Annotated in this window: 27 protein-coding genes and 3 pseudogenes; 14 read left to right on the forward strand and 16 right to left on the reverse strand. The window is 59.1% G+C overall.

Translation table 11 applies throughout. The features are described 5' to 3' along the window. Positions 1 to 26: 26 nt before the first annotated feature. From A0U87_RS12035 to A0U87_RS12050, 4 genes and pseudogenes are all read left to right on the forward strand, one after another. Positions 27 to 787, forward strand: a pseudogene (locus A0U87_RS12035) (IS5 family transposase). Positions 788 to 947: 160 nt separating this feature from the next. Then, positions 948 to 1,514 (forward strand): hypothetical protein, encoded by a 567-nt coding sequence (locus A0U87_RS12040; RefSeq protein ID WP_122928373.1) that lies wholly within the window; start codon positions 948 to 950, stop codon positions 1,512 to 1,514. 683 nt (positions 1,515 to 2,197) lie between these two features. Next, on the forward strand, positions 2,198 to 2,674 hold the full coding sequence (locus A0U87_RS12045; RefSeq protein WP_063141738.1) for an Hsp20 family protein: 477 nt from the start codon (positions 2,198 to 2,200) through the stop codon (positions 2,672 to 2,674). 81 nt (positions 2,675 to 2,755) lie between these two features. After that, a complete protein-coding gene (locus A0U87_RS12050; protein WP_122928838.1) occupies positions 2,756 to 3,277 on the forward strand; it encodes an Hsp20/alpha crystallin family protein in 522 nt (173 codons plus the stop codon). 557 nt (positions 3,278 to 3,834) lie between these two features. Here A0U87_RS12050 and A0U87_RS12060 read toward each other — a convergent pair. Continuing rightward, complete coding sequence (locus A0U87_RS12060) at positions 3,835 to 4,131, reverse strand: plasmid stabilization protein (RefSeq protein ID WP_107917549.1); 297 nt, start codon at positions 4,129 to 4,131, stop codon at positions 3,835 to 3,837. A gap of 225 nt (positions 4,132 to 4,356) precedes the next feature. On the opposite strand from A0U87_RS12060, the gene A0U87_RS12065 reads away from it, so the two are divergent. Continuing rightward, positions 4,357 to 4,542: a hypothetical protein gene (locus tag A0U87_RS12065; protein WP_048938969.1), complete on the forward strand. Its 186-nt coding sequence runs from the start codon at positions 4,357 to 4,359 to the stop codon at positions 4,540 to 4,542. 336 nt (positions 4,543 to 4,878) lie between these two features. Here the strand turns inward: A0U87_RS12065 and A0U87_RS27115 are convergent, their stop codons facing one another. Genes A0U87_RS27115 through A0U87_RS12080 form a run of 3 tightly spaced genes read right to left on the reverse strand, consistent with a single transcriptional unit; the run spans position 4,879 to position 5,560 of the window. Beyond that, entirely contained in the window at positions 4,879 to 5,049 is a 171-nt protein-coding gene (locus A0U87_RS27115; protein ID WP_080993685.1) for an HVA1 family protein, read from the reverse strand. Positions 5,050 to 5,082: 33 nt separating this feature from the next. Beyond that, on the reverse strand, positions 5,083 to 5,304 hold the full coding sequence (locus A0U87_RS12075) for a hypothetical protein (RefSeq protein WP_235654594.1): 222 nt from the start codon (positions 5,302 to 5,304) through the stop codon (positions 5,083 to 5,085). After that, the gene (locus A0U87_RS12080) at positions 5,279 to 5,560 is read right to left on the reverse strand and encodes a DUF2171 domain-containing protein (RefSeq protein WP_080993687.1); all 282 of its coding nucleotides are present in this window, start codon (positions 5,558 to 5,560) and stop codon (positions 5,279 to 5,281) included. Before A0U87_RS12080 ends, A0U87_RS12075 begins: the two co-directional genes overlap by 26 nt. Positions 5,561 to 5,710: 150 nt before the next feature. Here A0U87_RS12080 and A0U87_RS12085 point away from each other — a divergent pair, with 150 nt between their 5' ends. Next, a complete protein-coding gene (locus tag A0U87_RS12085; RefSeq protein ID WP_080993684.1) occupies positions 5,711 to 6,127 on the forward strand; it encodes a hemerythrin domain-containing protein in 417 nt (138 codons plus the stop codon). Between the two features lie 76 nt (positions 6,128 to 6,203). Beyond that, positions 6,204 to 6,560: a hypothetical protein gene (locus tag A0U87_RS26450; RefSeq protein WP_199909694.1), complete on the forward strand. Its 357-nt coding sequence runs from the start codon at positions 6,204 to 6,206 to the stop codon at positions 6,558 to 6,560. A gap of 66 nt (positions 6,561 to 6,626) precedes the next feature. Here A0U87_RS26450 and A0U87_RS12095 read toward each other — a convergent pair whose 3' ends face one another. From A0U87_RS12095 to A0U87_RS12135, 10 genes and pseudogenes are all read right to left on the reverse strand, one after another. Then, positions 6,627 to 9,227: a PAS domain-containing protein gene (locus tag A0U87_RS12095; RefSeq protein WP_048938966.1), complete on the reverse strand. Its 2,601-nt coding sequence runs from the start codon at positions 9,225 to 9,227 to the stop codon at positions 6,627 to 6,629. Positions 9,228 to 9,546: 319 nt separating this feature from the next. Beyond that, a pseudogene (locus tag A0U87_RS26730) lies at positions 9,547 to 9,773 on the reverse strand (IS630 family transposase); the annotation flags it as partial. A gap of 113 nt (positions 9,774 to 9,886) precedes the next feature. Further along, positions 9,887 to 10,234: a response regulator transcription factor gene (locus tag A0U87_RS12100; RefSeq protein WP_004208794.1), complete on the reverse strand. Its 348-nt coding sequence runs from the start codon at positions 10,232 to 10,234 to the stop codon at positions 9,887 to 9,889. 3 nt (positions 10,235 to 10,237) lie between these two features. Beyond that, positions 10,238 to 11,125 carry an iron-containing redox enzyme family protein gene (locus tag A0U87_RS12105; RefSeq protein WP_004208795.1) on the reverse strand — a complete coding sequence of 296 codons (888 nt, stop codon included), beginning with the start codon at positions 11,123 to 11,125 and terminating at the stop codon, positions 10,238 to 10,240. Positions 11,126 to 11,269: 144 nt separating this feature from the next. Continuing rightward, positions 11,270 to 11,573: pseudogene (locus A0U87_RS12110) on the reverse strand (IS110 family transposase); the annotation flags it as partial. Positions 11,574 to 11,779: 206 nt separating this feature from the next. Then, on the reverse strand, positions 11,780 to 12,556 hold the full coding sequence (locus A0U87_RS12115; RefSeq protein WP_048938964.1) for a DNA-binding domain-containing protein: 777 nt from the start codon (positions 12,554 to 12,556) through the stop codon (positions 11,780 to 11,782). Beyond that, entirely contained in the window at positions 12,553 to 13,383 is an 831-nt protein-coding gene (locus A0U87_RS12120; RefSeq protein WP_048938963.1) for a DUF692 domain-containing protein, read from the reverse strand. The genes A0U87_RS12115 and A0U87_RS12120 overlap by 4 nt, the downstream gene beginning before the upstream one ends. Before the next feature lie 61 nt (positions 13,384 to 13,444). Next, entirely contained in the window at positions 13,445 to 13,714 is a 270-nt protein-coding gene (locus A0U87_RS12125) for a hypothetical protein (protein WP_004208798.1), read from the reverse strand. 129 nt (positions 13,715 to 13,843) lie between these two features. Continuing rightward, positions 13,844 to 14,485, reverse strand: a complete 642-nt coding sequence (locus A0U87_RS12130; RefSeq protein ID WP_048938962.1) for a DUF1109 domain-containing protein — start codon at positions 14,483 to 14,485, stop codon at positions 13,844 to 13,846. Beyond that, positions 14,482 to 15,021, reverse strand: coding sequence for a sigma-70 family RNA polymerase sigma factor (locus A0U87_RS12135; protein ID WP_048938961.1), 540 nt, complete (start codon positions 15,019 to 15,021; stop codon positions 14,482 to 14,484). The genes A0U87_RS12130 and A0U87_RS12135 overlap by 4 nt, the downstream gene beginning before the upstream one ends. 208 nt (positions 15,022 to 15,229) lie before the next feature. Here A0U87_RS12135 and A0U87_RS12140 point away from each other — a divergent pair, with 208 nt between their 5' ends. Further along, complete coding sequence (locus A0U87_RS12140) at positions 15,230 to 15,505, forward strand: DUF2282 domain-containing protein (RefSeq protein ID WP_048938960.1); 276 nt, start codon at positions 15,230 to 15,232, stop codon at positions 15,503 to 15,505. Between the two features lie 53 nt (positions 15,506 to 15,558). Next, positions 15,559 to 16,008, forward strand: a complete 450-nt coding sequence (locus A0U87_RS12145; RefSeq protein WP_048938959.1) for a DoxX family protein — start codon at positions 15,559 to 15,561, stop codon at positions 16,006 to 16,008. Between the two features lie 475 nt (positions 16,009 to 16,483). Here the strand turns inward: A0U87_RS12145 and A0U87_RS12150 are convergent, their stop codons facing one another. Further along, positions 16,484 to 18,664 carry a hypothetical protein gene (locus A0U87_RS12150; protein WP_137405598.1) on the reverse strand — a complete coding sequence of 727 codons (2,181 nt, stop codon included), beginning with the start codon at positions 18,662 to 18,664 and terminating at the stop codon, positions 16,484 to 16,486. 474 nt (positions 18,665 to 19,138) lie between these two features. Between A0U87_RS12150 and A0U87_RS12155 the strand changes: the two genes are divergently transcribed. Genes A0U87_RS12155 through arsH form a run of 5 tightly spaced genes read left to right on the forward strand, consistent with a single transcriptional unit; the run spans position 19,139 to position 22,205 of the window. Then, positions 19,139 to 19,468 (forward strand): metalloregulator ArsR/SmtB family transcription factor, encoded by a 330-nt coding sequence (locus A0U87_RS12155; RefSeq protein WP_048938945.1) that lies wholly within the window; start codon positions 19,139 to 19,141, stop codon positions 19,466 to 19,468. Between the two features lie 10 nt (positions 19,469 to 19,478). Further along, the gene (gene arsC / locus A0U87_RS12160; RefSeq protein WP_048938944.1) at positions 19,479 to 19,892 is read left to right on the forward strand and encodes an arsenate reductase (glutaredoxin); all 414 of its coding nucleotides are present in this window, start codon (positions 19,479 to 19,481) and stop codon (positions 19,890 to 19,892) included. Next, positions 19,889 to 20,425 (forward strand): GNAT family N-acetyltransferase, encoded by a 537-nt coding sequence (locus A0U87_RS12165; RefSeq protein ID WP_048938943.1) that lies wholly within the window; start codon positions 19,889 to 19,891, stop codon positions 20,423 to 20,425. Before arsC ends, A0U87_RS12165 begins: the two co-directional genes overlap by 4 nt. A gap of 5 nt (positions 20,426 to 20,430) precedes the next feature. Further along, positions 20,431 to 21,459: an ACR3 family arsenite efflux transporter gene (gene arsB / locus A0U87_RS12170; RefSeq protein ID WP_048938942.1), complete on the forward strand. Its 1,029-nt coding sequence runs from the start codon at positions 20,431 to 20,433 to the stop codon at positions 21,457 to 21,459. Beyond that, positions 21,456 to 22,205, forward strand: coding sequence for an arsenical resistance protein ArsH (arsH, locus tag A0U87_RS12175; protein ID WP_048938941.1), 750 nt, complete (start codon positions 21,456 to 21,458; stop codon positions 22,203 to 22,205). Before arsB ends, arsH begins: the two co-directional genes overlap by 4 nt. A gap of 33 nt (positions 22,206 to 22,238) precedes the next feature. Here the strand turns inward: arsH and A0U87_RS12180 are convergent, their stop codons facing one another. Continuing rightward, the gene (locus tag A0U87_RS12180) at positions 22,239 to 23,303 is read right to left on the reverse strand and encodes a LacI family DNA-binding transcriptional regulator (RefSeq protein ID WP_048938940.1); all 1,065 of its coding nucleotides are present in this window, start codon (positions 23,301 to 23,303) and stop codon (positions 22,239 to 22,241) included. Between the last annotated feature and the right edge of the window lie 168 nt (positions 23,304 to 23,471).

A 23,471-nucleotide genomic window follows, 5' to 3' on the forward strand; every position in this document is an offset into this window, starting at 1 on the left:
AGGAGCCTCCAGATTTGGAGGACTTGATGGCACGGCGGCGGTATGAACTGACAGATCGGGAATGGGCCATCATCGAGCCGTTGTTGCCCAACAAGCCGCGTGGCGTGGCGCGGGTTGATGACCGGCGAGTGCTGAACGGGATCATGTGGCGTTTCCGGTCCGGTGCGACATGGGCGGAAATTCCCGAGCGCTATGGCCCATCGACGACCTGCTACAACCGGTTCGTGCGCTGGCGCAAAGCCGGGGTGTGGGACCGGCTTCTGGCTGAGGTTTCCGCCGGATATAATGGCGAACTGGTGATGATCGATTCCACCTGCATGCGCGTCCACCAAAATGGTGCGACGGGCAAAAAGGGGGAAGCTGCGATCGTGGCATGGGACGTTCCCGGGGCGGCCTCACCAGCAAACTCCACGCTCTTGTCGATGCTGTCGGGCGTCCTGTCAGCCTGAGACTGACAGGCGGGCAGATTCACGATGCCTGCGAGGCGGAGGCGCTGATCGAAGCCATTCCCGAGGGCGCAATCCTGCTGGGCGACAAAGGGTATGACAGCAACGCCATCCGTGAAGCCGCTGCGGCCAGGAACGTCTGGGCCAATATTCCCAATCGATCCAACCGCAAGCAGCGCTTCGCCTTCTCGCCATGGCTCTACAAGCAGCGCAATCTTGTCGAGCGCTTCTTCAACCGCATCAAGCAGTTCCGCGGCATCGCCACCCGCTACGACAAGGATCCCGACAACTTCCTCGCCGCCATCAAACTCATATGCGTTCGCCTCTGGTGCAACGCGTAATGAGTCTACGCGCTAATCTGGTCACCAGTCGTTCAAGCAAGCAACTATGGATCATCACGAGGCGATGGGCGGTTGACGGATGGGTTAGACGGGTTGCACCGATAATCTGCATCAAAGGCCAGGATCGGAACGGGGGCGCCAGGACAGCTGTTTCCCCTCTATGGCGAAACTCAAGGTCTTCCGTACGCCCGCCGGCTTCCACGACGCCTATGTAGCGGCGCCAAGTCAGAAAGCTGCACTGGCCGCGTGGGGATCCGACGCCGACCTCTTTGCGCGCGGGATTGCAGAAAAGGTCACCGACCCCAAGCTGATGGGTGAGCCGCTCGCGAAGCCCGGAGTCGTAATTAAGGTCAGCCGGGGCAGTGCGGCTGACCATTTCGAGGCTGCCGAGCCAAAGTCGCCACCACATCGCAGTCGCCCGAAAAGCAGACGAATATCTACGGAGAATGTGGCGAAAGCCGACGCGCCGCCCATCGCGCCGACGCCAAGGAAGAAGGTTCCGCGCCCCAGCCGCGCAAAACTCGATGCAGCCCAAATAGCGCTCGAACAAGCGGCTGCTAATCTCAAGCAGAGCCTGGCAGACATCGAAGCAAGGCGGCGTGCTCTCGACGCGGAGCGCCGCGCTTTGCAGGCGGAAGGCGATAAGCGTATGACGAAGCTGGAGACCGCCCGCGACAGAGCGCGCAAAAAGTATCAGGCCCGGCTGGAGAAATGGGCTAGACGCTGACTTATCAAGACTGGCGCTTTGCCGTAGGCCGCCTTCTGCCCTTTAATAGGGCTACGGCTTCGTGCCGAGGGCGGCTTTTGCATAGACTATCCAGCGGTAAGGACTGGACATTGACGATAGCTGGGGATTGCCCATCGTGATGGCTTATCCCTTGCGGGGATCGCCTCATAAACTAAAGCTCACTCATCGGCCAGACTCGACGGCTTTCAAGATCGCTTCGCAGAAGCTGACCAATTGGCCGGAATTTGAGTTTGGGCCTGGGATATGCATATGGGGGCGCCAAGTGCCGGTAACGTCGATTACACGTGGTCACCCGGCGAGTTGCTCATGCACTTGACCAATGTTGACTGACAAGGAACTTCTCCTCGCGAGCGGCGACGTCAACGCAGACGGGGCTTCTCTCGACATTGCTCCGTTCCTACGACGTATATGGTTCCCAGTACGGACGCTCCATAAGCCCTGTAGCAGCTCCAGGGACAAGCGCAGCTTTAGTCTTGACCATCGGCGCCCTGAGCGGATGAAGAACGCACGCCAGCGCTAGCTAAAAATGCCTCTTGAAACCGGTTTATTGCTTCCTAATTTTTCCTCGCCGGACGCCGAAACCTGGGTCCGGTGGACATTGAGAGCGCCGGCTCTCTCCGGCGCTTCTCATGCCCGAATTGCTCAATCAGGAGGATTTGGAAATGAGAACCACTGCTTTTGACTTTTCGCCGTATCGACGCTCAACCGTGGGTTTTGATCGGCTGTTCAACCTGCTCGAGGCAGGCGCGCGCGAAGACGATGGCTATCCACCCTTTGATATTCTGAGAGAAGGCGAAGACAGCTATCGCATCACGCTCGCTGTCGCAGGTTTCCGCCCCGAGGACATTGAAGTGGTGGCCCAGCAGAATCTGCTCACCGTGACCGGCAAGGGTGCCGAGGACAACGGCCAGGGCGAGTATCTGCACCGGGGCATCGCCACGCGTACGTTCGAGCGGCGCTTCCAGCTTGCCGATTTCGTGGAAGCTGGCGATGCCCGTTTCGAGAACGGCTTGCTGAGCATCACGCTCAGGCGCGTGGTGCCCGAGGCGATGAAACCGCGCCGAATTGAGATCGCTGGGGGCAAGGCCGCCCAGGATCAGATCGAAGCACCTAGGGATGAGGTCCGCGAAGCAGCCTGATCCCCGACCAAAGGGTTTGCCGGGCCGCATCCAGCGGCCCGGTAGGCCTACCCCTTCCAGCCACAAAAGGAGATGACTATCATGGCTTTTCGTGATCTCATTCCCTGGAGGCGGCAGGAAAACCGGCTCCCCGTCCCGGTCAGTGCCGAGGGCGGCCGAGACAGCGATACCCACCCGATGCTCTCGCTCCACCGCGAGGTGGACCGGCAGTTCGATGGCCTCTTCCGCGCCTTCGGCGTACCCGCATTGGCTGGATTGTACCGCGCGGCCGGCTGGCCGCATGTCGAGCTCGGCGAGACCGACAAGGAAATCCGCGCTACGGCCAAACTGCCGGGTCTCGACGAAAAGGACGTGGATATTACCGTTGAAGACGGTGCGCTCACGCTCCGGGGAGTGAGGCGGTCCAAAGTTGAAAACAAGGACTTTGGTTATCCCGAGCGCAGCGATAGCTGCTTTGAACGCCGTATCCGGCTGCCCGAGGACATCGACCGTGACAACGCTAACGCAGCTTTCAAGAACGGCGGCTTGACGGTCACTCTGCCCAAGATGGAGGCGGCAAACGAAAATGTCCGCCCAAATCCGGTCAATGGCAAGGCCGCCTGACGGCCTGGCTCAGAACTTCGGTTCCTGTCTTGCCAATTATAATTGTGGGGGCAGCCTCTGCCTTATCGGGTCCTACTGATCAAAGTCAGCAACTGAGCCGCATGAGCCGTCGATGATATCCTTGGCAAGTCCCGTCACTTTCCGACTACCGGACCATGTGGCTCGGCGTCATTGGACGGTAGGAAGCGCTGCGCGGCAATCTGCCGCGCATTCGCGGCACATGTCAGCGCAAAGTTTGCAATGCGCATGCTCATATCGACCGCATTGGGCCGCGCACAGATCACAAATGCGGGCGCAACTGTCTAGCATCACTCCGACAACTTCGATATTGAAGCCCGAGCGCCGCACGGCGATCCGGCCCATCGCTGTACAGACGTCCGCGCAATCAAGGCATGACCGGATGCACTGCGTCATCTCCATTTTCTCTGCCATGCAAGCGTCTGCGCATGAGGTACACATTTCAGCGCAGAACATCGCGTGGCGTGCCGCGGTGGCCAAAAGCGGATTAAAATCCTGCCCTACGTCTGGATGGAGCGATATCATCTTGTGGATGGACATCAGCCATTCGCCTGCTTGCGTCGGGTCTCCCAACCTTTTTTCGCTGCTTGCGATCGCTTCGCATGACTTTGATCTGATCCGCCAATGCGGCCGCCTTTTCTGGGTGAATCGTGGTTTTCTGCCTTGCCACGTCCTGATCCGGATTTCTTGCCGCCACCGGTTTCCTTGTTGACTGTTGCCCACGCACGGCGCTCGGCTTCCTCATGGCTTACGCCCCGATCTTCATAGCCTTCTTCGATGTGCTCCGCTTTGCGCTTTTGCTTGTCCGTATAGCTCGACTTGTCTCCACGTGGCATGTTGGCTCTCCTTCCATTTTGTTTTTCCCAACACGGCAACAGGGGTTCGTGTCCGGCTGTGATCGCAAGAAACTTTCCCACTTAAGTTAGGAAGAGCGAGAATTTGCTTTCTGATCAAATGCATGGCTCGAGACGCCTTCAATTGGCGATAGCTTTAAATTGATCCATGTAATGGAAGGCTGGGTGACCAGGAGTCATTCCATGGCGAGATGAGGAGAGACGACGATGCACCATCAGGACGATGCGGCCTACTTTCGCCGGCGTGAGATTCAGGAGCTTGCCACTGCCGAGAAAATTGCAAATCCTCTCGCCAAGCGGCTGCATTGGGAGATGGCGCAGCAATATGCGATGCGTGCGCGTTGGTCGGAGGACACGCCGGGTGCTCGGGGGGCATTATTACAAAAAGAATAGGAAACAATTGCTAACTGATTAGCCGATTAATTGGACGAGAGTTTCCTACCGTAATATTGAGACATGGATACCCATTTCGACGTCAATTTCGGAACACTCGATCATATCAGGGCTTTTGATCGCAGGATGGGTCGGTACGCACAGTAGCGTTATTGTTGACGACTATCTTGTCTTCAGGCAACGCCCATGTGTGTCAGAAATAGCCGCCAAAAAAATGAATAATACAAGAAAGCCAAATTCCCGCCATCGGCAGGATGCTCCATTGCCAATTGCGTGGGGACGGAGATATATCATCTAGCGAACATAGTTGAGAAGTTTTATTTGTGTTTAAAACCGTCAATTTGTAATATTTGTGGCGAAACGATCATTACGCCTGCTTTTATTGCTTTTCAGTATGTATTCCCAGTTGTGCCGGGAGGGTGATAATTTGTGAATTTTGATATGGTTTGGTGCCATAACTTTATTCACCACAGTACCATGCGCTTTGGTACCATGGCTTTTCCACAAAACCGCATCATCAGCGCCTCAGGGGCTTTTTCATCACGCTACCCGCGGATCCGATGAAGATGAGATGTCCCGCTTGGCCATCGCATCGATGACAGCTCGCAGGAAGGAAGAAGGGTTTTCGATCTCCTCCCTGGAGGCTGCCTCCCAATTGTCGATCAGTTCCTTGTCGGTCATGAGCCCGACATCGTCCTCATGCCTTTTTCTTACCGTGTGCGTCATGCTCCAATCCTTAGCCTTCGCCAGGCTGTCGGCCATCGTCCATGATAGCACCGCCATCCTGTTCCTCTTCGAGCAGGATGGCGGAATCGGCATTAGCCGAAAGGCGAACCTGATCGTCTTCCACCGCAGCAACCAGACCGGTCGAGATGAAGTGGTGATGGTCACCATGAGAACCGCTATCGGCCTTCACCATTTTGATCCTGTCACCTTCAAGCCGGTCCACGGTCCCGATGTGGACGCCATCCGCTCCGATCATTTCCATATGTTCAACAATAGCGGTCAGGTCTGCCATGATCGTCTCCTGCATTCTTTTGTGATGTCCAAAGCGTTCCTGCCGGAGGTGGTCAACCACCGCTGCGCGTTCGCTTAAACCCTCGGTAAGCAACCTGATAACGACGCGACTGTTCCGATAAAATCGGTTCAGCTCCCGCCCGCCTAACTTGTGTTGGTTGGATTCCCCCTCTCATTCTGTTCGAGCATCCAGATTGGGGGAGCCTTATGTACGACGTCCACCAAACGGCTCATCCTTCTAGCGCAGCTCAAGCACGCATTGGGCAAACATGCGCTGGAAGAGGAGAATGCAATTTACCCCGCTATGCGCCAGCATGGTCTTCTGGCGGAATCCTACACGCTCCATGCCGAGCATGGTTATGTGAAGCAATATCTTTATAAACTTACAGACCTTGTGAAGGATAACGACGCTTTCCAACTTAAATTGGCAAATTTTCGCCGCGACATCGAAACTCATATGCGCGACGAAGAGCATGATCTCTTTCCTCGGCTTAAGTTGGCCTTGGAAAAGGCAGATGGCGATTATCTTGCGCGTCGGATGAATCAGGAAGGGCTCAAGCTGGCCTGACCCGGGCGCAACCCCTCTCAATGGTGCAATACCTGCTATCCCTGCACAGGGAAGGGCAAAATTCGAGGACGTGGCGATGACGCAGTGGATTACCGAGCTTGTTGGACAGCTTGCTTATTGGGCGATCGCTGTTTTGATGATGCTGGAGAATATTTTCCCGCCGATACCGTCCGAGGCTATCATGCCGCTTGCGGAATATTCGGCGGCTGACGGCGAACTCAATATCATTTTCGTCATCCTTTCCGGCACGGTCGGCACAACCGCGGGCGCTTTCTTTGGGTGGTGGGTGGCCAAGCTCGAGGGGATCGCGACGCAAGCGACAAGACCCACGGCGCGAAGTAAGCGGGTGCATCAAGCGTCATGCAATTCAGCGGCTGCGCACAGAGGTCGAGCTGGGAGTAAGTGTCATCTGGCCGGAATAAGTTCAATGTAAACGGCGGCGATCGCGTGGAAAAGCGCGGAAAACGTGCGATCGGCCCTTTTCTCCGCATCCAATTTCTCAGTGAAGCAGATCGGTGATGCGCTGCTTCATGGCCTCCATCGAAAAAGGCTTGGTGAGGACGTGCATACCGGGATCAAGATGCCCGTGGCTCAATACCGCGTTTTCCGCATAACCGGTGATGAAGAGAATCTTGAGATCTGGCCTGTTCACACGGGCTGCATCTGCCACCTGCCTGCCGTTCATTCCACCAGGCAAGCCGACATCAGTGATAAGCAGGTCCACTCGTGTATCGCTCTCCAGAATTTTTAGCCCTGCCGCGCCGTCTATGGCTTCGAGCGCACCATAGCCAAGCCCTTCTAGAATCTCTACGACCAGCATCCGCACAGTGGGCTCGTCATCAATCACCAGAACGGTTTCGCCTTCGCGTGCTTGAGGCGCCAGCGCCGGCTCGGCTTCCGGTGTTGCGGGAGTGCCCGCTTCCCCCAGATGGCGTGGAAGATAGAGACATATCGTTGAGCCGCGACCGAGCTCCGAATAGATCCGGGTCTGCCCACCGGACTGACGTGTGAATCCATAGATCATAGAGAGGCCGAGCCCCGTCCCCATCCCTATGGGTTTGGTCGTAAAGAATGGATCAAATGCCTTGGAGATTGTCTCCTTGCTCATCCCTGTGCCGGTATCCGAAACACACAGGGAGACATATTGCCCTGGTTCCATGTCTCGCTCAACAGCAGTCCGGCGATCCAGCCATCGGTTTCCTGTCTCGATCGTTATCTTGCCGCCATCGGGCATTGCGTCTCGCGCATTGATACACAGATTGAGAAGAGCGTTTTCCAGCTGGCTCGGATCCACAAGGACTGGCCAAAGCCCTACCCCGTTGACCGCCTCCACCTCAATAGCCGGCCCCACAGTGCGCATGACGAGGTCGACCATGCCATTCACGAGGTCGACAACGCAGGTTGGTTTTGGAGCAAGAGTCTGACGACGGGAAAAAGCCAACAGCCTGTGTGTCAGCGCTGCCGCGCGCCGCGCAGCACCTTGCGCAGCGTGTACATAGCGGTCCACATCCTCATGCCGACCCTGCGCCCGACGAATCTGGATCATCTCAAGCCCACCAGTGATCCCGGTGAGCAGGTTGTTGAAGTCATGCGCCAGTCCACCGGTCAACTGCCCAACAGCCTCCATTTTCTGCGATTGGCGCAGCGCCTCTTCGGCGGCTATCAGGTCTCGCGTTCTCTCCTCGACCTGTTGCTCCAGAGAGGCCGCCAGCTCGCGAAGTTCGATTTCCGCCCGTCGCCGTTCGGTAGCAACTCGGGTTCGTTCCGCAACTTCACGGACGAAAGCGATCTCGTCGTCGAGCCAGTCGCGTGCGGTGGCATGATTGAGATAGAGCAATGCGACAAGGCCGCCCTGTTCAGTGAGCGGCATATTGACCACAGCCTGCGCGCTTATGGCCTTGAGCGCATCGGCTCCCTCCACCGACCGCGGATCAAGGTCGGCATCGGCAATAATGACGTCTTTCCCGCGCTTGAGATCCTCGATGTAGGATCCATAATCCCGAAACTGCAGCACCCCGGCCAAGGACGATATCCCTTCGGCATTCCAGTCGCGCTCGATCGTGATCGTCTCAAGAGCCGGATCAATGACGCCATAGCCCGCCCTGCTGACCTCCAGCGCCTCGCCCAATATCCGGGATGCAGCAAAGGAGATGTCTGCAGGGTCCTGCACGTCGCGCACGACATTGCTGAGTTCGACCAGCGCATTGCGCATCCGCTCGGCGCGCCTCAGCTCCGTAACGTCCGAAGATATGCCTGCAAGCCGAACAGGTTTGCCGTCGGCATTGAGAAACGGCTGACCGCGAGAGGTCAACCACCGGATTTCCCCCCCCGGCGTGACGATCCGGTAGGTCACATCGAAGTCCACACCCGTACGCCGTGTCAGGTCGATCGCATCGATGTTAGCCGCACGATCGGCGGGATGAATAGCCGCCAGGCGGTCATCATATGTAAACGGATTTTCCGTATCTACGCCAAACAGTGCCCGGCACGCCGGAGAGGAGGCGAGCTCTCCGGTCTCGAAATTGATACTCCATGTCCCGAACTTTCCGGCGCGAAGGGCGAAATCGAGCTCGCGCTCCTGCTCGTTCTGGCGTTGGAGCCGGCTGGTAATTTCGGCCATGAGGACGGCGTTCGAATTTTCGAGTCCCTCAAGACGTTCGCGCTCCAGCGTCACATCGACCTGGCTGGCGAAGAAATATGCGAGCTTTCCCGCCCCGTCGAATACGGGGGCAAGGAGGAGCCGGTTCCAGAATGGCTCCCCGCACTTGCGATAATTGCGAATGTCGATCTCGATCGGGCGCACCGCCTCCACCGCATCATGAATCGCCTGGACATCCGTCGGATCCGTTTCGGACCCCTGCAGAAATCGGCAGTTGCGACCCAGTATCTCGTCGCGCTCGTAACCCGTCAGCCGACAGAAGGAGTCATTCGCAAACACCACCGGATTATCGTGCAAACGTGGATTGGTTATGATCATCGGCATGCGCGTGGCGCGCACCGCAGCTACGAAGGGATCCGTCCCTGCGTCGAGGCCTAAAACTTCCGCTTCAATCCTTTGAGCATCGGCGGTGCCGTTTCCGCTCGTCACTGTTTCGCTCATTCCTATGCCGATCCCGCCTACGCTTTTCCCCTTTGTTAGAACCGAGGCACGTAGAGTGCGGTTCCATCTCCCTGGCACGGGAAAGCTGGAAGGCGTTACAGATCGAGGCGCGCTCGAAATCGCTGAAGGCAGCGACTTTGGCTTTTTTCCATCGAGATGGATTGGGGTGGAGTGGCCATTTTGGTCAAAGGCGCTGGCAGGCTGGTACGCTGGTCAATAGCTGGGTGGGCGTAGCGCCCCGAGAGGCTACCAAAGAAGGGGATGCGAAGAGCGCCAGCTGTCTGGGCCAGTGGGTTGAATCCGACATTTGGTGCCCGTGCATAATTTCGTCCAGATCGACCTTCCAGATGAAAGGGCGGGGGGCCTCGTTATTCTCCTTGATAAAGAGGTTGATGGCGGCCTGCAGATCGACGACGGAATGAAATATGCCGTCTTTTCGACCGCGACCTGTGAGCTTAGCGAAAAGCGGTCGATGGCATTGAGCCATGGGCACGTCGTCGAGACGAAATGGAAGGTACAACGCGGATGCCTGGTCCAATAGGCGCGACGATCGCCAAGCATATCTGTTCAGTTCGACGCTCCGGTTGCAGCCCAGTTCCCAGGGCAAAAATCTGCCGGTCGCCGCCGTGGGCGATCCCTCGCGTTCGGCCTGCCGGCGCTCAGTGCAGCATAGTTTGAAGCATGCGCTCAAGTTCGGTCGGAAGCAGCGGTTTAAGGATCAAAGGGGCAGTGGGATGTTTGCGCATTAACGCGAAGTCCGGAGCGCCTGAACAAAAGACATAGGGGATGCCGTACAGATCAAGATCACCTGCCAAAAGGCCGACGTCGCCATCTTTCAACCGAATATCCAGGACAGCAGCGGACGGCATATCTTCAGCCACGGCAGCGATACCGTCGGCGAGCGTTTGGTAAGGCCCGTCTACCGCATAGTTGGCGTCCTCCAATATGTTAGCGATGACGGCGGCGACGGCAGGGTCGTCCTCGACCAGCAGGATGCGGTTACTCATCTTTTAGGCCAATCCGAAATGAGCACGATATCGCTCGAAACAACGCTCCCCGCAGCGCAGGCGGATCAGCGCTCCTTCCGCCATGGCGGTTGCACGGCGGGGATCTTCCGCGACCAGTGGGTAGATTGCCTCATCATTCCATTCACGGCTGTGCTTGATATCGAGTACGGCATGGAGATCGAAATAGCGTCGTTCGGACCCAGACAGGCCGACGCGCTTCAACCCCCTGGCAGTATACGCGGACCGATCGGGCGCGGTAAGCTCGATCACTCCCAGGGCGCCGACGCTGTGCCAAGCATAGCAACGTAAAGAGGCCATGGCCGTCATGGCATTGGCGAGCGCCAGACTTTCCCAGGCAGTATTTTCGATACGCGTATCGAGGTCCAGAGTATCGACCAGCTGGCCCAGCATCGGCCCATGCATGCCCTTCGCGTTACCCCGGCCCATCTCGTCCCAGTAATTGCGCGCCAGTTCGAGCTTGGCGCGCGCCGGCAGCTTGACTTGCGTCATTGCGACCAGATCGTCGAAACCTGCTTCGCCCGCAGCTTCCTGCGACAGGAACCATCGAAGCTCATCTCGGTCCGCCTGTTCAGCGAGCCACGGGAAAAGACGATCATGCTGTCCAGGCCCACTCGCCTTGAGATTCTCGAACCAGGCGATGAAGCGATCAGGGTCCGTTGGCGCCTCGCGCGCCTCAACCATGACTTCCCGCCGCAACTCCTCAAGAAATCCCATCTCCAGACGAAGCATATGGCGATCATTGTCGAAGCGACTAGCTGACATGTCCTCTGGAAAAGTGGGCGATAGCCGTTCGCGATTCCAGCGGCTCAGCACCTCCTGAAATTCCTGTTGCAGAAATTGAGATCCGTCAGCCTTGAGCTGCGTAGCCACATCCAGTCCTTTCATATGATATGGCGGAATAATCCTGGAGGGCTGACTCTCGTTCCTGAAAATCATATTGATCAGGATCAATGAAACCAGGCGCAGTGCTAAGCCTGGTCAATCTAAAAATGTGAAACCGATTATTTCCACGGCTGCTTCGCAGATCGCCTCAGCGTCCGCTGCATCGTTCTTTCCGCGTTTGACGTACGGCTTCACATAATAAGCGGGCATCAGCTTGACATCATGACCCAGAGCGATGGGCTAACGCGCCCAGAAATGTGATGAGGCCCAGGCTTCGATTCCGATCAAGCAAGACGGCAATTTCGCGAAGAACTTCAGCAAACGATCGCGCGTCAATCGCTGGCGCAATACCGCTGCACCATTGGCATGCATCCACACCGTGCACCTGGAACATGTTCTTCGCCAGGTCTGAACCAATCGTCGTGACCGTTCCCATTGGAGCTCTCCTTCCGACTCATACGCAGGTCAGACTGCGGGAAAGTTGGAGAGCCGTCCACGTCATCATTATGAGACGCTCAGAGCCGGGATACGGGTCACCAGATGCAAACCTTCCGCTTTGTCGGCAAACTGGCGACCGATTTTCGTCGTTCTGCAAAGAGAGCCGCGCTAGCCGTATCTGCAAAACGCGGTCTTAACACCGGACTATAAGCACGGCGGCTCAGCTTGCCCGCGATCGTTTATGGCAACGACCATTTGGTCGGAAAGCCAAAGACCCAGCCACCGTCCAACAAGCATCATTCCTGCCTCTTCCCCGAGCGACAAAGCGACGTCGCGGCACAGTGCGCCGAATGTCATGCCACGACGCAATTTGAGCAGCGCCTGCAATTCGCCGTCGTCGATAGTCCGGATGCGGCACTGCTCGCCCTGACGCCACAAAATGACCATATCGGGCATATCCAGATATTGCGGCGCGGGTGGTTCTTTCCGATCAACCAGAGCCGACCATATGACAAAACCATTGGTTTGAAGGTGCATAAGTTCGATCGACGATGAAAACGTCAACACCGCGCGATCCCAGTCGACATTGCCCAAACCGTCCAGCCCAACGGCGGGACTATCGGCTGCGACGAACAGTTCTTCCAGTGCAAGCTCGATACCAGCGATTTCCGCTATCTCAGGATCGTCAGCGTGAAGCCGTGCAAGTGTCGTCGGAAAATCGCGTCCATATGCGTCCAATGTCCAACTGCTCGGCGGGACGCTGTCGATATGATGCACGGCGGCATGAAGAAACAAATCCTCACCGATCCACGCACGGGAGCGCGGAAAGCTGAGTTCCAGACAGGTGACAAGCTGGGTGCGGTAATTATTCTGATAGACGGCAAGGCCAGGCCCAGCCTCCGCACCGATGCGATCGGCAGCAGCCATGTCTTCCCGTAGCAGCCAGTCTCGCATGTCGCGCTGAAGCGCCAGCAGGCTCATGCCGCTTCCTCCATCTTCCCGGCGGAAATCCCGCGCGCGGTGGAAAGCTCCACCAGCAGGTCGGCCAGCGGCGGGATGGCATCGTCGCGTTCGATCATCGTCGCGACCGGCCCAAGTTTTGTCAGGACATGCGCATAGAGCTGCCACACGGACGGCGGCACCGCCTGGTCGTGCGTGTCGATCAGCAGGTGGTCGCCATGGCTGTGCCCGGCGAGATGAATCTGGCGCACGTGGTCATGCGGCACGCCGTCGAGGTAGGCGACAGGATCGAAGTCGTGATTGCTAGCGCTGACGAACACATTGTTGATATCGAGCAGCAGTCCGCAGCCGGTTCGCGCGCACAGGGCGTCGATGAACTGCCATTCGGTCATGTCTGCCGGAGCGAAATCAATATAGGTCGACGGGTTCTCTATCAGCATCGCACGGCCCAGCGCATCCTGCGCCTGGTCGATATTGGTGCAGACGATATCGAGCGCCTCCTCCGTGTAGGGCAATGGCAACAGATCGTGCGAGTTGAAGCCTTCGATCCGCGACCAGCTCAGGTGATCTGACACGAACAGCGGATCGACGTCATCCACCAGCGCGCGAAGCCGGGTGAGATAGGCCCGATCAAGACCGTCGGCCGAGCCGATGGACATGGATACGCCGTGCAGGGCGACGGGGTAGCGGGCGCGAACATCGCGCAGAATATGTCGCGGCCGACCGCCGTCGATCATGAAATTCTCCGAGATCACCTCAAGAAAATCGACCGCGATGCGATGGTCCAGGAGGTCGGCATAATGCTGTTTGCGCAGGCCAAGTCCGAAACCGGAGAAGGAGGGGATCATGGGTAAACTTCCTGCTGATAAAGGCTGCCCGGCGCGCCTGTGCACGCCGGGCATTGAAACGTCATTTCGGCTCGGTCAGGCTGCCCCCGGCGGCCTTGCACGCCTTGACGGTCATGGCCTTGAAACCATGCCCCTTGCAGACATTCTGCCCCTTGCATTCGTTGCTGGCGGTCTTGCAGTCCGACGTGCCCTTGCAGCTGTTGATGCCGTAGCAGTGAACGACTTTCGTATCCCCGCTGTCTTGCGCCACGGCCGGTGCCGCTGCTGCTGAAACGATCGCGATGGCGGCGGCCGAAGCAGCCATGCCGATACCGCTGTTATGGGTGAGCATGATGATTTCTCCGAAAGAATGTTGAGCCAATCTGGCCCCTGTCTTTCGGCCTGCAGCGGCCCCCGGTTACAGAGGCGCCAGAAATTTACCGAACCGATGGCAACATGCTGCGCAATGGCGGCTTCTGCTTCACCAGCGCAGCAGCCGCGGCCCGACCAGCATGCCGAGCAAGGTCGCGAGCAATATTCCCAGCGAATACCAGGTCAGGACGAAAATCGCCGACACTTCGGGGCAGTGGATACAGTAAACTGTTGCCGCGAAGGCCCCCGCTGACAGGCCAGCGGCCGCTCCGGCCGCGCGCAACCGGGTCGGGGCGAGCCTGCGGAAGGACCATAGCAAACCGGCGAAGATGGGGGCTGACAGCGACAGGACCAGCCAGGGGCAACTCTTCCAGCTATGGCCGAGCCACATTGCCAGCCATTGCGACGAGGGCGTGCGCGCCAGTTCGAGCAGGCCGACCGCCGCAAGAAGCAGGACGGGTATCGCAAGCGCCCACAATCCGCGCAATCGACCGCTGTTGGGGCGCGCGAGTTGGGCCGTCGTCACCAGTGCGGCGATCGACAGGGAGAAAGTATATCCCCATTTCATCCAGAAGGACGCACCCTGCATGGCCGTGCCCAGATCCGGGCGGATGCCGATCGAAGCCAGAATGAGAAGCGCTGATGCGATCCCGCCAACGATGATACCGATGGCCAGCCGCCGCGCGACGCTGTTTCGGGCCACCGGGCGAGTATCGCTGGCAAGATGCCGGATCAGATCGTCCGTGTTCATCGCATTGCCCCCTGCACCCGCACCATCAGCGCCTTCAGCCCGCGATGCACCGAAATCTTCACGTCGGATTCGCCTATGCCCTCCGCACTTGCCGCTTCGGCGACGCTCAATCCCTCCAGCCGGGTTGCGCGGATCATCCGCGCCTGCTTGGGCGGCAATTGCTCCAGCAGATCGTCTATGTCGAGCTTCGCCATGCTGCTTGCCTCGAATTCTTCGGAGACCAGCAAGTCTTCTAGATCGTCGATCGGCCGCAACCTGCCGACACGGCGGAAATGGTCGATCATCTTGTAACGAGCGACTGCATAGAGCCAGGCGGTGAAGGCACGGCCGCGATCATAGGTCGCGCGGCGGGTGTGAACGGCAATAAGGGTGTCCTGCACCATATCCTCGACATCGTCGTCGGCGCCGCGAACACGGCGCCGATAGAAACCCCGCAGCAGCGGAACAAGCAGGCGCAGCAATGCCGCATGGGCGGCGGGATCACCGTCCAGCCCATCAATCATCAATGCGCGCAGATGCTCCTCTGTGGTCTGCATTCAATCTCCTCGCCCACATGTTCGGGCCGAACCGGCCATCAGTTACAGCATCGACGAAAATTTCTGCGCCGTTCGATTGTAACCGCAGCTTGTTCTTCCCCGAACCCGCGTATGTGACACGGGCTTCCCGCCTCCTCCCCGATCACCGCGCGGCCCGGCCCTCTGTCCGGGCCGCGCGCAGAGGCGCTGGATCGTAGAGGACATCATTATGCGTACAACTCATGCGGCGCTCGCCGCCAGCATCGCCATCGCTTCGGCGACCACGCTCGCCGCTTCCGCCCATGCGGAGACGAAGCCCAAGATGGAGAAATGCTACGGCGTTTCGCTCGCCGGCAAGAATGACTGCGCGGCCGGTGCCGGCACCAGCTGCGCGGGCACGTCGAAGGTCGATTATCAAGGCAATGCCTGGAAACTGGTGAAAGCCGGCACCTGTACGTCGATCAAGACGCCCAAGGGCAACGGCGCGCTTTCCCCCAAGGCCTGACCATGGCGGCCGGGGCGCCATTCCGTCCCGGCCACACTTCCTGGAGACGAACGATGAGTCTGTCCCTGAAAATGCGCGATGTCTTCGTTCGGCGGATCGAGGCGCTGCTGCCTGATGCGCTGCTACTGCTGGTCGCCCGTTTGGGCATTGCCGCGATATTTTTCCTGTCGGGACGCACGAAGGTGAATGGCATCATCACTATCACCGACAGCACATATGAGCTGTTCCGCACCGAATATGCCCTGCCGATCGTCCCCCCCGACCTTGCTGCAACAGTGGCGACCTGGGCGGAGCATCTCTTCCCGATATTGCTGTTGCTAGGCCTGTTCACGCGGCTTTCGGCGCTCGCCCTGCTGGGCATGACCCTGGTTATCCAGACATTTGTCTATCCCGAAGCATGGCCGACCCATCTCAGCTGGGCCGCGATCCTGCTTCCCCTTGTCGCCCGTGGCGGCGGCATCTTCTCCATGGATGCGCTCATTTTTCCCCGATCAAGGATGTGAGACCTAGCTAGCGCCAGGAATTTTGCCTTGCCGCGACCGATATTTCCCCGCGCCGCGTTTACGGGAGGCCGGCTTCGCAGGGCGGACTGCGAACGCCAGATGATATGAAAAGCTGTCGTTGGGCCAAGCCAGTTGGGACGGCGGAATGATCCCACGGCCGGGTGGTCGGATGCATCACAACCGACCCTTTCCAGCCGCTCAGCGTCCAAATTTCGCTTCCCACGTGCAGACCGTACGCTAATCCGGCAAGTGTCGACCAGATGCCGCCGTTCGCTGGTTCCGACGCGAACGTCCGGAACTGGCAAGAGCCGCCGTCCCAGCCTCACGGGCTGCCGACTCGCAGCAGCCCACCTTTTGGCGGCACCTTCATCAGCGCCAGCGAATGAAAATCCCCCGAACTACTGCCATGTCATTGCCCTCAGCTTCGCCGCGTTTGATAGAGTCTGCAAATAGCAACTCGTCGGCGTCCGACCGATCAGCGATCGACCGCGTCGCGCTGACAGCGAACCAGGCGTGCGCGCAACACCTTTTCGTCCGATGCGGCGGACCGTGTGCGGTAGGCATCTGGCAACGCGAAATACTCGGCCAGAGCAGTCGCCGCCTCGGCGAACTGCCGCGAACGAACCATCGCGCCGGTTAGCTTGTTCATATAATAGCCAAGTTGCCATTCGCCGGCTGCGTTCAGGGGCACGTCTTGGTCGATAGCCTGTCGAATAAGAGGTCCAAGCTTGGCGATCTTCTTGACGGCCGGCTCGGCTTCCACCGCTTTGAACATGCGGTTCGATAACTTCTGCATATGGTCATAATAATAGCTGACCCCGTCCCGCCGAGCATCCGCATCAGGGTCAGACCATGCTTTTCCCGCACTGAATGTCTTGAGGTCACCGATCGGACGCATCGCCGCGCGATAATATTCGGGTGCCGGAATGACGCGGCTCAACGGCGAGCCATCACTGCTGCGACCGCGCGCCCGAATGCTTTCGTGAGCAGGATCGACGCCAACAGGCAAGGCGTCGCGGAAGTCCTCCCGCGCAAAACGGCCGAGCAACCGCAACCTAGCACCGCGATCTATCTCCGTTTCGCCGATCAACGCGGTCAGGAAGCTATGGAGGTCTGCCGCGTGGTTGCCCGCTTGCCCCTCGCGTCCAGCGCGCGCCGCCTTTTCCAGCAGCGCAACTTCGCGCGCTGCAGCACCGATCCGGTCGGCGTCCCAACGATCAGGATTGGCGACGAGCGAACTGAGCATGATCCACAGGCGTTGGCGGACGAACTTGAGTTTTCCGTCGACCGTATCGGATCGATAATAGGCCTCGCCATAAGCACGGCAGGCTTGCTTGGAGTCGAGCATCCAATTTCCAAACGCAGATCCGGCTATGCTCTCGGGTACAAAACGCACAGAGACCGCCTTTTTGGCTTCAGCGGGATCATGCTCGAGCGGCATGAAGCCAGAACTGGCCGCGAGATCTACAATGCCCGCAGCGGCAACTGCCAGCGCGTTGCGTTTTCCATCCAGCCTCTCCACCGCCGTCTTGTAGCGGGTAGCGGTGATCAATTGCCGTCTGAAGGCGTTCTCCGCCTGGAGGGTATGGTTGAGCTGGAACCTGTCATCGGCCCGGCTTCCTGGCTGGTCGAGCTTGTCTGACAGGGCACGCAGCCGCGTTTCTCGCCATTCATCTATGAAGGGGTAGCGGCCCTCCGCAATCGCTTGCTCTTCAAGGGCCTGCACCTTCTTGGCCGATGCACTGTCTCGCGCCGCAAGTCGCCCATGCTCAATCCAAGCTTTTATCGCCGCCTCAATCCAGACATGCCCCAACGCCGCCAACCCTTGCAGCCCATGGGGAAGCGCCGCGTCCTTCGTCGCCTCGACCGCGATACGAATGATATCGGCAAGACGCTCGCAGGCGTTCGCTTTGTCGAAAGCTTCCCAGATCGCGTCCGCATCGACCGCCCAGGCGGGATTGAACCTCAGCCCCAGTGCAAGGCCCGCGTGTCGATCCTCATCGAAAATGTCGGCCGCAGCGAGAAGCGCCTCAGTTCGTAGAAGGATTCCAAATTCGTGCGCAGAACGTGGATATTGAAGAACCGATCCAGGCCAGAATCCTGGGCTCACCGGACCGCAGGCGAAGCTCGATCCCCCGCGAGTTCCGTCCTGGTCTGAGCGGTCGGTGCACCCGTCGGGCTGGAGCGTTGCTTCTGTCTCGCTAAGCATTAGAATATCGAGGACGTCCGCAAATGCAGCATTCAGGGCGACCATGTCAGCGGCATTGCCGCCGGTATCTGGGTGCAGAAGTATCGCAGCCCTGCGGTAAGCGGCTTTTGCCGCAGCCAAATCCGCAATCGCCTTTGCATCAAAAAACTCAGAAAACCGGGGCCAGTCGCTTTTCAGGAGCGCGAGCGGCGATGAACCGCGTGCAGGTTTCGTACGCGGCCGGACATAGAGTTCGTAAACTGCGTCGAGCGCCCCTGCGGACTCTACTAAAAACCGCTCGATCGTGCTGATGAACGATGGCGCGAAGTCCCGCCGCCGCGATGGGTTGTTGAACTGCCGATAGTAGAAAAACTGCTCTTTGGCGTCGAAAAACGCCTGCAGCACCTCACTCGATACCGCATTGAGCACTGCGCTCGCATCGGGACTTTTTCTCGTAATCGCCGCCATCAATCTCTGCCTTCCCCACCCGGTCTAAGTTGGTGGATGAAACCTGTTATCTCCTGATGTGAGCTGGCGCACGACAAAGGGAGCATCCGTCCAAAACCTAATTCGCTTCGATCGATCTGCACGTGTCGCTGACGGCTACCAACCCTTGTTCTGTCTGAATGGGGAAACCCGCCCGGCGAACGCTGTAAGTCAGCTTGTGATAAGCCCGGTGGTTCCAAGGGCCGCTCTGGAACGGCGGGAATGTCCCAGATCCCGCCGATCTCGACCCAAATTTGCCGTTCGAGGGGCGATTTTTGAGCCCCAGGAGCAGACGGTCAGGTTTTCCGTTCCAACCGCGCGTCGAGCCGATCTCGGAATGCCAGCTTCCATCTAGCAATTGGTCCCAAGCTGCCCTCAAGCCTGACTGACGAATAAAGCATCGGGAATATCCGATATCTGGTTGACGGGCCATATCGCATCGGATAATTCCGATGCATGGCAACCGATGAGGCACTCTCGATCCTTTCCGCTCTCGGCCATCCGACGCGGCTCGATGCGTTCCGCCTGCTAATCCGGCATGAGCCCGAAGGGCTGTCGACCGGCGAACTGGTAGAGGCATCGGGGCTGACCCAGAGCACGTTTTCGACCCATCTGGCCGTGATGGCGAAGGCAGGGCTGGTCCTGTCCGAGAAGCGAGGTCGCCAACAGATCCAGCGAGCCAACCTCGATGCGCTACGCGGACTGATGATCTATCTGGCAAAGGATTGCTGCCAAGGGCGCGCCGAACTGTGTGAGCCGCTTCTGGCCGAACTTACCTGCTGCTGAAGAGGCAACAATGACCGATATCGTGATCTACCATAATCCGCTTTGCGGGACCTCTCGAAATGCCCTGGCCATGATCCGCAATGCCGGCATCGAACCTCATGTTATCGAGTACCTGAAGACGCCGCCGAGCCGCGCGCTGCTCCTGGAACTCATCGACCGCGCCGGCATCACCCCGCGCGCTCTGCTGCGCGAGAAGGGGACGCCTTATGCCGAACTGGGCCTCCGCGACGAGACCTTGACGGACGAGGCCCTCGTCGACGCGATGATGGAGCATCCTATCCTCATCAACCGGCCTCTGGTCGTGTCGCCACTGGGCGTGAAGCTCTGCCGGCCTTCCGAAGCAGTGCTGGACCTGCTGCCAGCTCACCAGCGCAGCACATTCGTCAAGGAAAACGGGGAAGTCGTGGAAGCGACCCGGCGATGAGCCTTTCGGTTCGTAGGGTGAATGTCGACGACGCGGAAGCTATCGCCGCAATCTATGCGCATCACGTCCTGAATGGCACCGCGACCTACGAAGTTGTGCCACCGACCGGGGACGAGACCGTCGAGAAGATCTTGACGGTGACCGGACGTAGTTGGCCATTCCTGGTTGCCTGCGATGGATCTGAGGTGGTGGGCTATGCCTACGCCACGCAGTTCCGGGACAGACCGGCCTACGCCTATGCTTGCGAGAACAGCATCTACGTAGCGCACGACCGGCGCGGTGGCGGCATCGGCAAGCTGTTGCTCAAGGCCTTGCTGGAGGCCGCCGATGCCTATGGCTTCCGGCAGATGGTCGCTGTCATCGGTGGCGGCGAACCGGCCTCGGTCGCACTACACGGCTCTTGCGGCTTTGAGCAGGTCGGCTGCCTGACCGGCATGGGCTGGAAGGCCGGCCGCTGGCTCGACACAGTTTACATGCAGATCGCCTTGGGCGGCGGCACGGCGACCGCGCCTATCGCTTCCGGGAAGGACTGACGATCATGTCGCTGTTCGAACGCTATCTCTCGCTGTGGGTGGCCCTGTGCATCGTAGTCGGGATCGGTCTCGGCCATTTGCTTCCCGGCGCCTTCGAGGCGATCGCAGCGCTGGAGATCGCCAACGTCAACCTCGTGGTGGCGGGCCTGATCTGGCTCATGATCATCCCGATGCTGCTACGGGTCGATTTCGGCGCCTTCCATAGCCTTCGGCAGCACTGGCGTGGTATCGGCATTACCATCGTAGTGAACTGGGCGATCAAGCCATTCTCCATGGCATTGCTCGGCACCTTCTTCCTGGGCCACCTGTTCGCGCCGATGCTGCCTGAAGGCGTATCGTCGTCCTACATTGCCGGGCTAATCCTGCTGGCTGCAGCGCCTTGCACGGCGATGGTCTTCGTCTGGTCCAGCCTCGTCGATGGTGAGCCGAACTACACCTTGAGCCAGGTGGCACTGAACGACCTGATCATGGCCTTTGCGTTCGCGCCGCTCGTAGGACTGCTGCTGGGCGTGGCATCGATTACCGTGCCGTGGAGCACGTTGGCGCTGTCGGTGGGACTCTACATCGTCGTCCCAGTGGTCATCTCGCAACTGCTCCGCCGAGTCCTACTTCGCGGGGGCGAGAAGCGGCTCCAGCATTTCTTGTCCGCCACCGGCCCGATCAGCCTTGCCAGCCTGCTGCTGACACTGGTGCTACTGTTCGGCTTTCAGGGCGAGCAGATCTTCCGGCAACCGCTGGTGATTGCGCTGATTGCCGTGCCGATCCTGTTTCAGGTCTATCTCAACGCCGGCATCGCCTATTGGCTCAGCCGCCGCTTCGGTGTGGCATGGTGCGTCGCCGGCCCGTCGGCGCTGATCGGCGCCTCCAATTTCTTTGAACTGGCTGTGGCCGCCGCGATTAGCCTCTTTGGCCTCAGTTCCGGCGCCGCGCTGGCAACGGTCGTGGGCGTGCTGGTCGAAGTGCCGGTGATGCTATCGATCGTCGCCTTGGTGAAGCGGACCCGTCCCTGGTACGAGAAAGGTATTTCCGCATGAGACTGCGCGAACTCGCAGCCCCCGATCATCTTCCTGCTCTGGACAAGGCCTTCGCGTTGGCTCGTCCTGCCGCTGGCCTTGGCCCGGATCAACCGCCTCCGCGTATTCTGCTGCTCTACGGCTCTCTGCGGGAACGCTCGTTTTCGCGCCTCGCGGTGGAAGAGGCGGCGCGCCTGCTAGAGTTCTTTGGCGCCGAGACGCGGATCTTCGATCCCAGCGATCTGCCGCTGCCCGATCAGGTGGCGGGAGACGATCACCCGGCGGTGCACGAGCTGCGTGAGCATGCGCTGTGGTCGGAAGGCATGGTCTGGTGCAGCCCGGAGCGGCACGGTCAGATCAGCGGCATCATGAAAACCCAGATCGATCATCTGCCGCTCCAGATCCGCGGGATGCGGCCGACGCAGGGAAGAACGCTTGCGGTCATGCAGATGTCCGGCGGTTCGCAATCGTTCAATGCCGTCAATTCGCTGCGCTTGCTGGGCCGCTGGATGCGGATGTTCACGATTCCTAATCAGTCGTCAGTGGCGATGGCCTACAAGGAGTTCGACGAAGACGGCCGGATGCGGGCATCGAGCTACTACGAGCGCATCGTCGATGTGATGGAGGAACTGGTCCGCTTCACCGTGCTGATGCGGCCGCATGCGTCGCAGCTCGTTGACCGATACTCCGAACGGAAGGAGGCTGGTGTGCCTATCGACGCCACCACTGCGGACCTTTCAGCTATAGCGATAGCGGGCCAGCCCTGATTCCGCGGTCGACCCTTTGTGGACGCTCTGCTTCTAATTTGTCATTCCGAACTGCTGACGGTCTCCTATTAGAGCGGCAGTAGTTGACTGAGCGATCACTAATCGGAGTGGGGGCGGTGCTACCTGCGGCAAAGGTAGACCTTCGACAAGATCGATCAGTTGGTGGGTTGCGATCTCGGCCATTTCGCCAAATGGTCGCGCTACGGTGGTCAGCGCGGGGGTTAGCAATTCGGCAACCAGACTGCCGTCAAACCCGACGACGGAAAGCGGGCTTGGTACGGCGATGCGAAGTTCCGAAGCGACCTTCAGCACGCCCGCTGCCATGATGTCGTTGGCGGCAAAAATGGCTGTGGGCAGCGGCGAAAGGGATAGAAGCTGCTCGGCGGCTGCGACGCCGGAGGCGAGGCTGTAATTCCCCTCGATTTCATGAAGCAAGGCAACTCTGTTCCGGTCGAGCGCTTCGATAAAACCACGACGTCGTTCGATGGCGGATATCATCGACTGGGGGCCGGTGACCATCGCGATTCGCTGGTGGCCGAGTGCAACCAGATAATCCGCGACCGCACCGGCCGCATCGGCTTCGCGGGACAATATGACGCTGCCATAGCCATCGATCGGCACGGCCGAGAGCGCCACGGCGGCAACCTGTTCGGCTTGCAGGGCCTGAGGCAAGCCGATGATCCCGGACACGGGGGGCAGCACGATCAGGCCATCGATGCGAGACCTGCGGGCAAAGGCAAGCACATCCTCGATCGCGCCTTCTTCTTCCAGTGGCGTCGAATGGCAGATGACCTCATAGCCGCGCCGTGTCGCTTCTCGTCCAACGCCCCGTTGCACGGTGTCGAGAACCAGAGCGTTGCGATCATTATGGACGATGCCGATCAGGAAGGATCGACCCTTGGCCAACGCCCTTGCGCGCAGGCTTGGCCTGAAATTCAAGGCGGAAATAGCCTGCTCGATGCGCTCGCGGGTGTCGTCGCTGACGCGCGGCGAATTGTTGAGGACGCGCGAAACCGTGCGGATCGAAACGCCGGCGCGATCCGCCACGTCAGAAATGGTCGGCTCATGGCCATTGTTGAACGAAGCATTGCTATTCATGGTCGGACGCTATGCTGCCAGATCGCTTCTGTCACGCGCTACCATCATGCCTATCTATTTGACTTGACGCGCGGGTTGGAGAAGCATAATTCACGGCCATCAATGATAGCGCTAACTAAGGCGTGTCGAGCAATTTACGGCGGAGCAGGTCAAGGCTCCAACTGGTCA

Source organism: Sphingobium sp. MP9-4 (assembly GCF_005281675.1).
GTDB lineage: Bacteria > Pseudomonadota > Alphaproteobacteria > Sphingomonadales > Sphingomonadaceae > Sphingobium > Sphingobium yanoikuyae.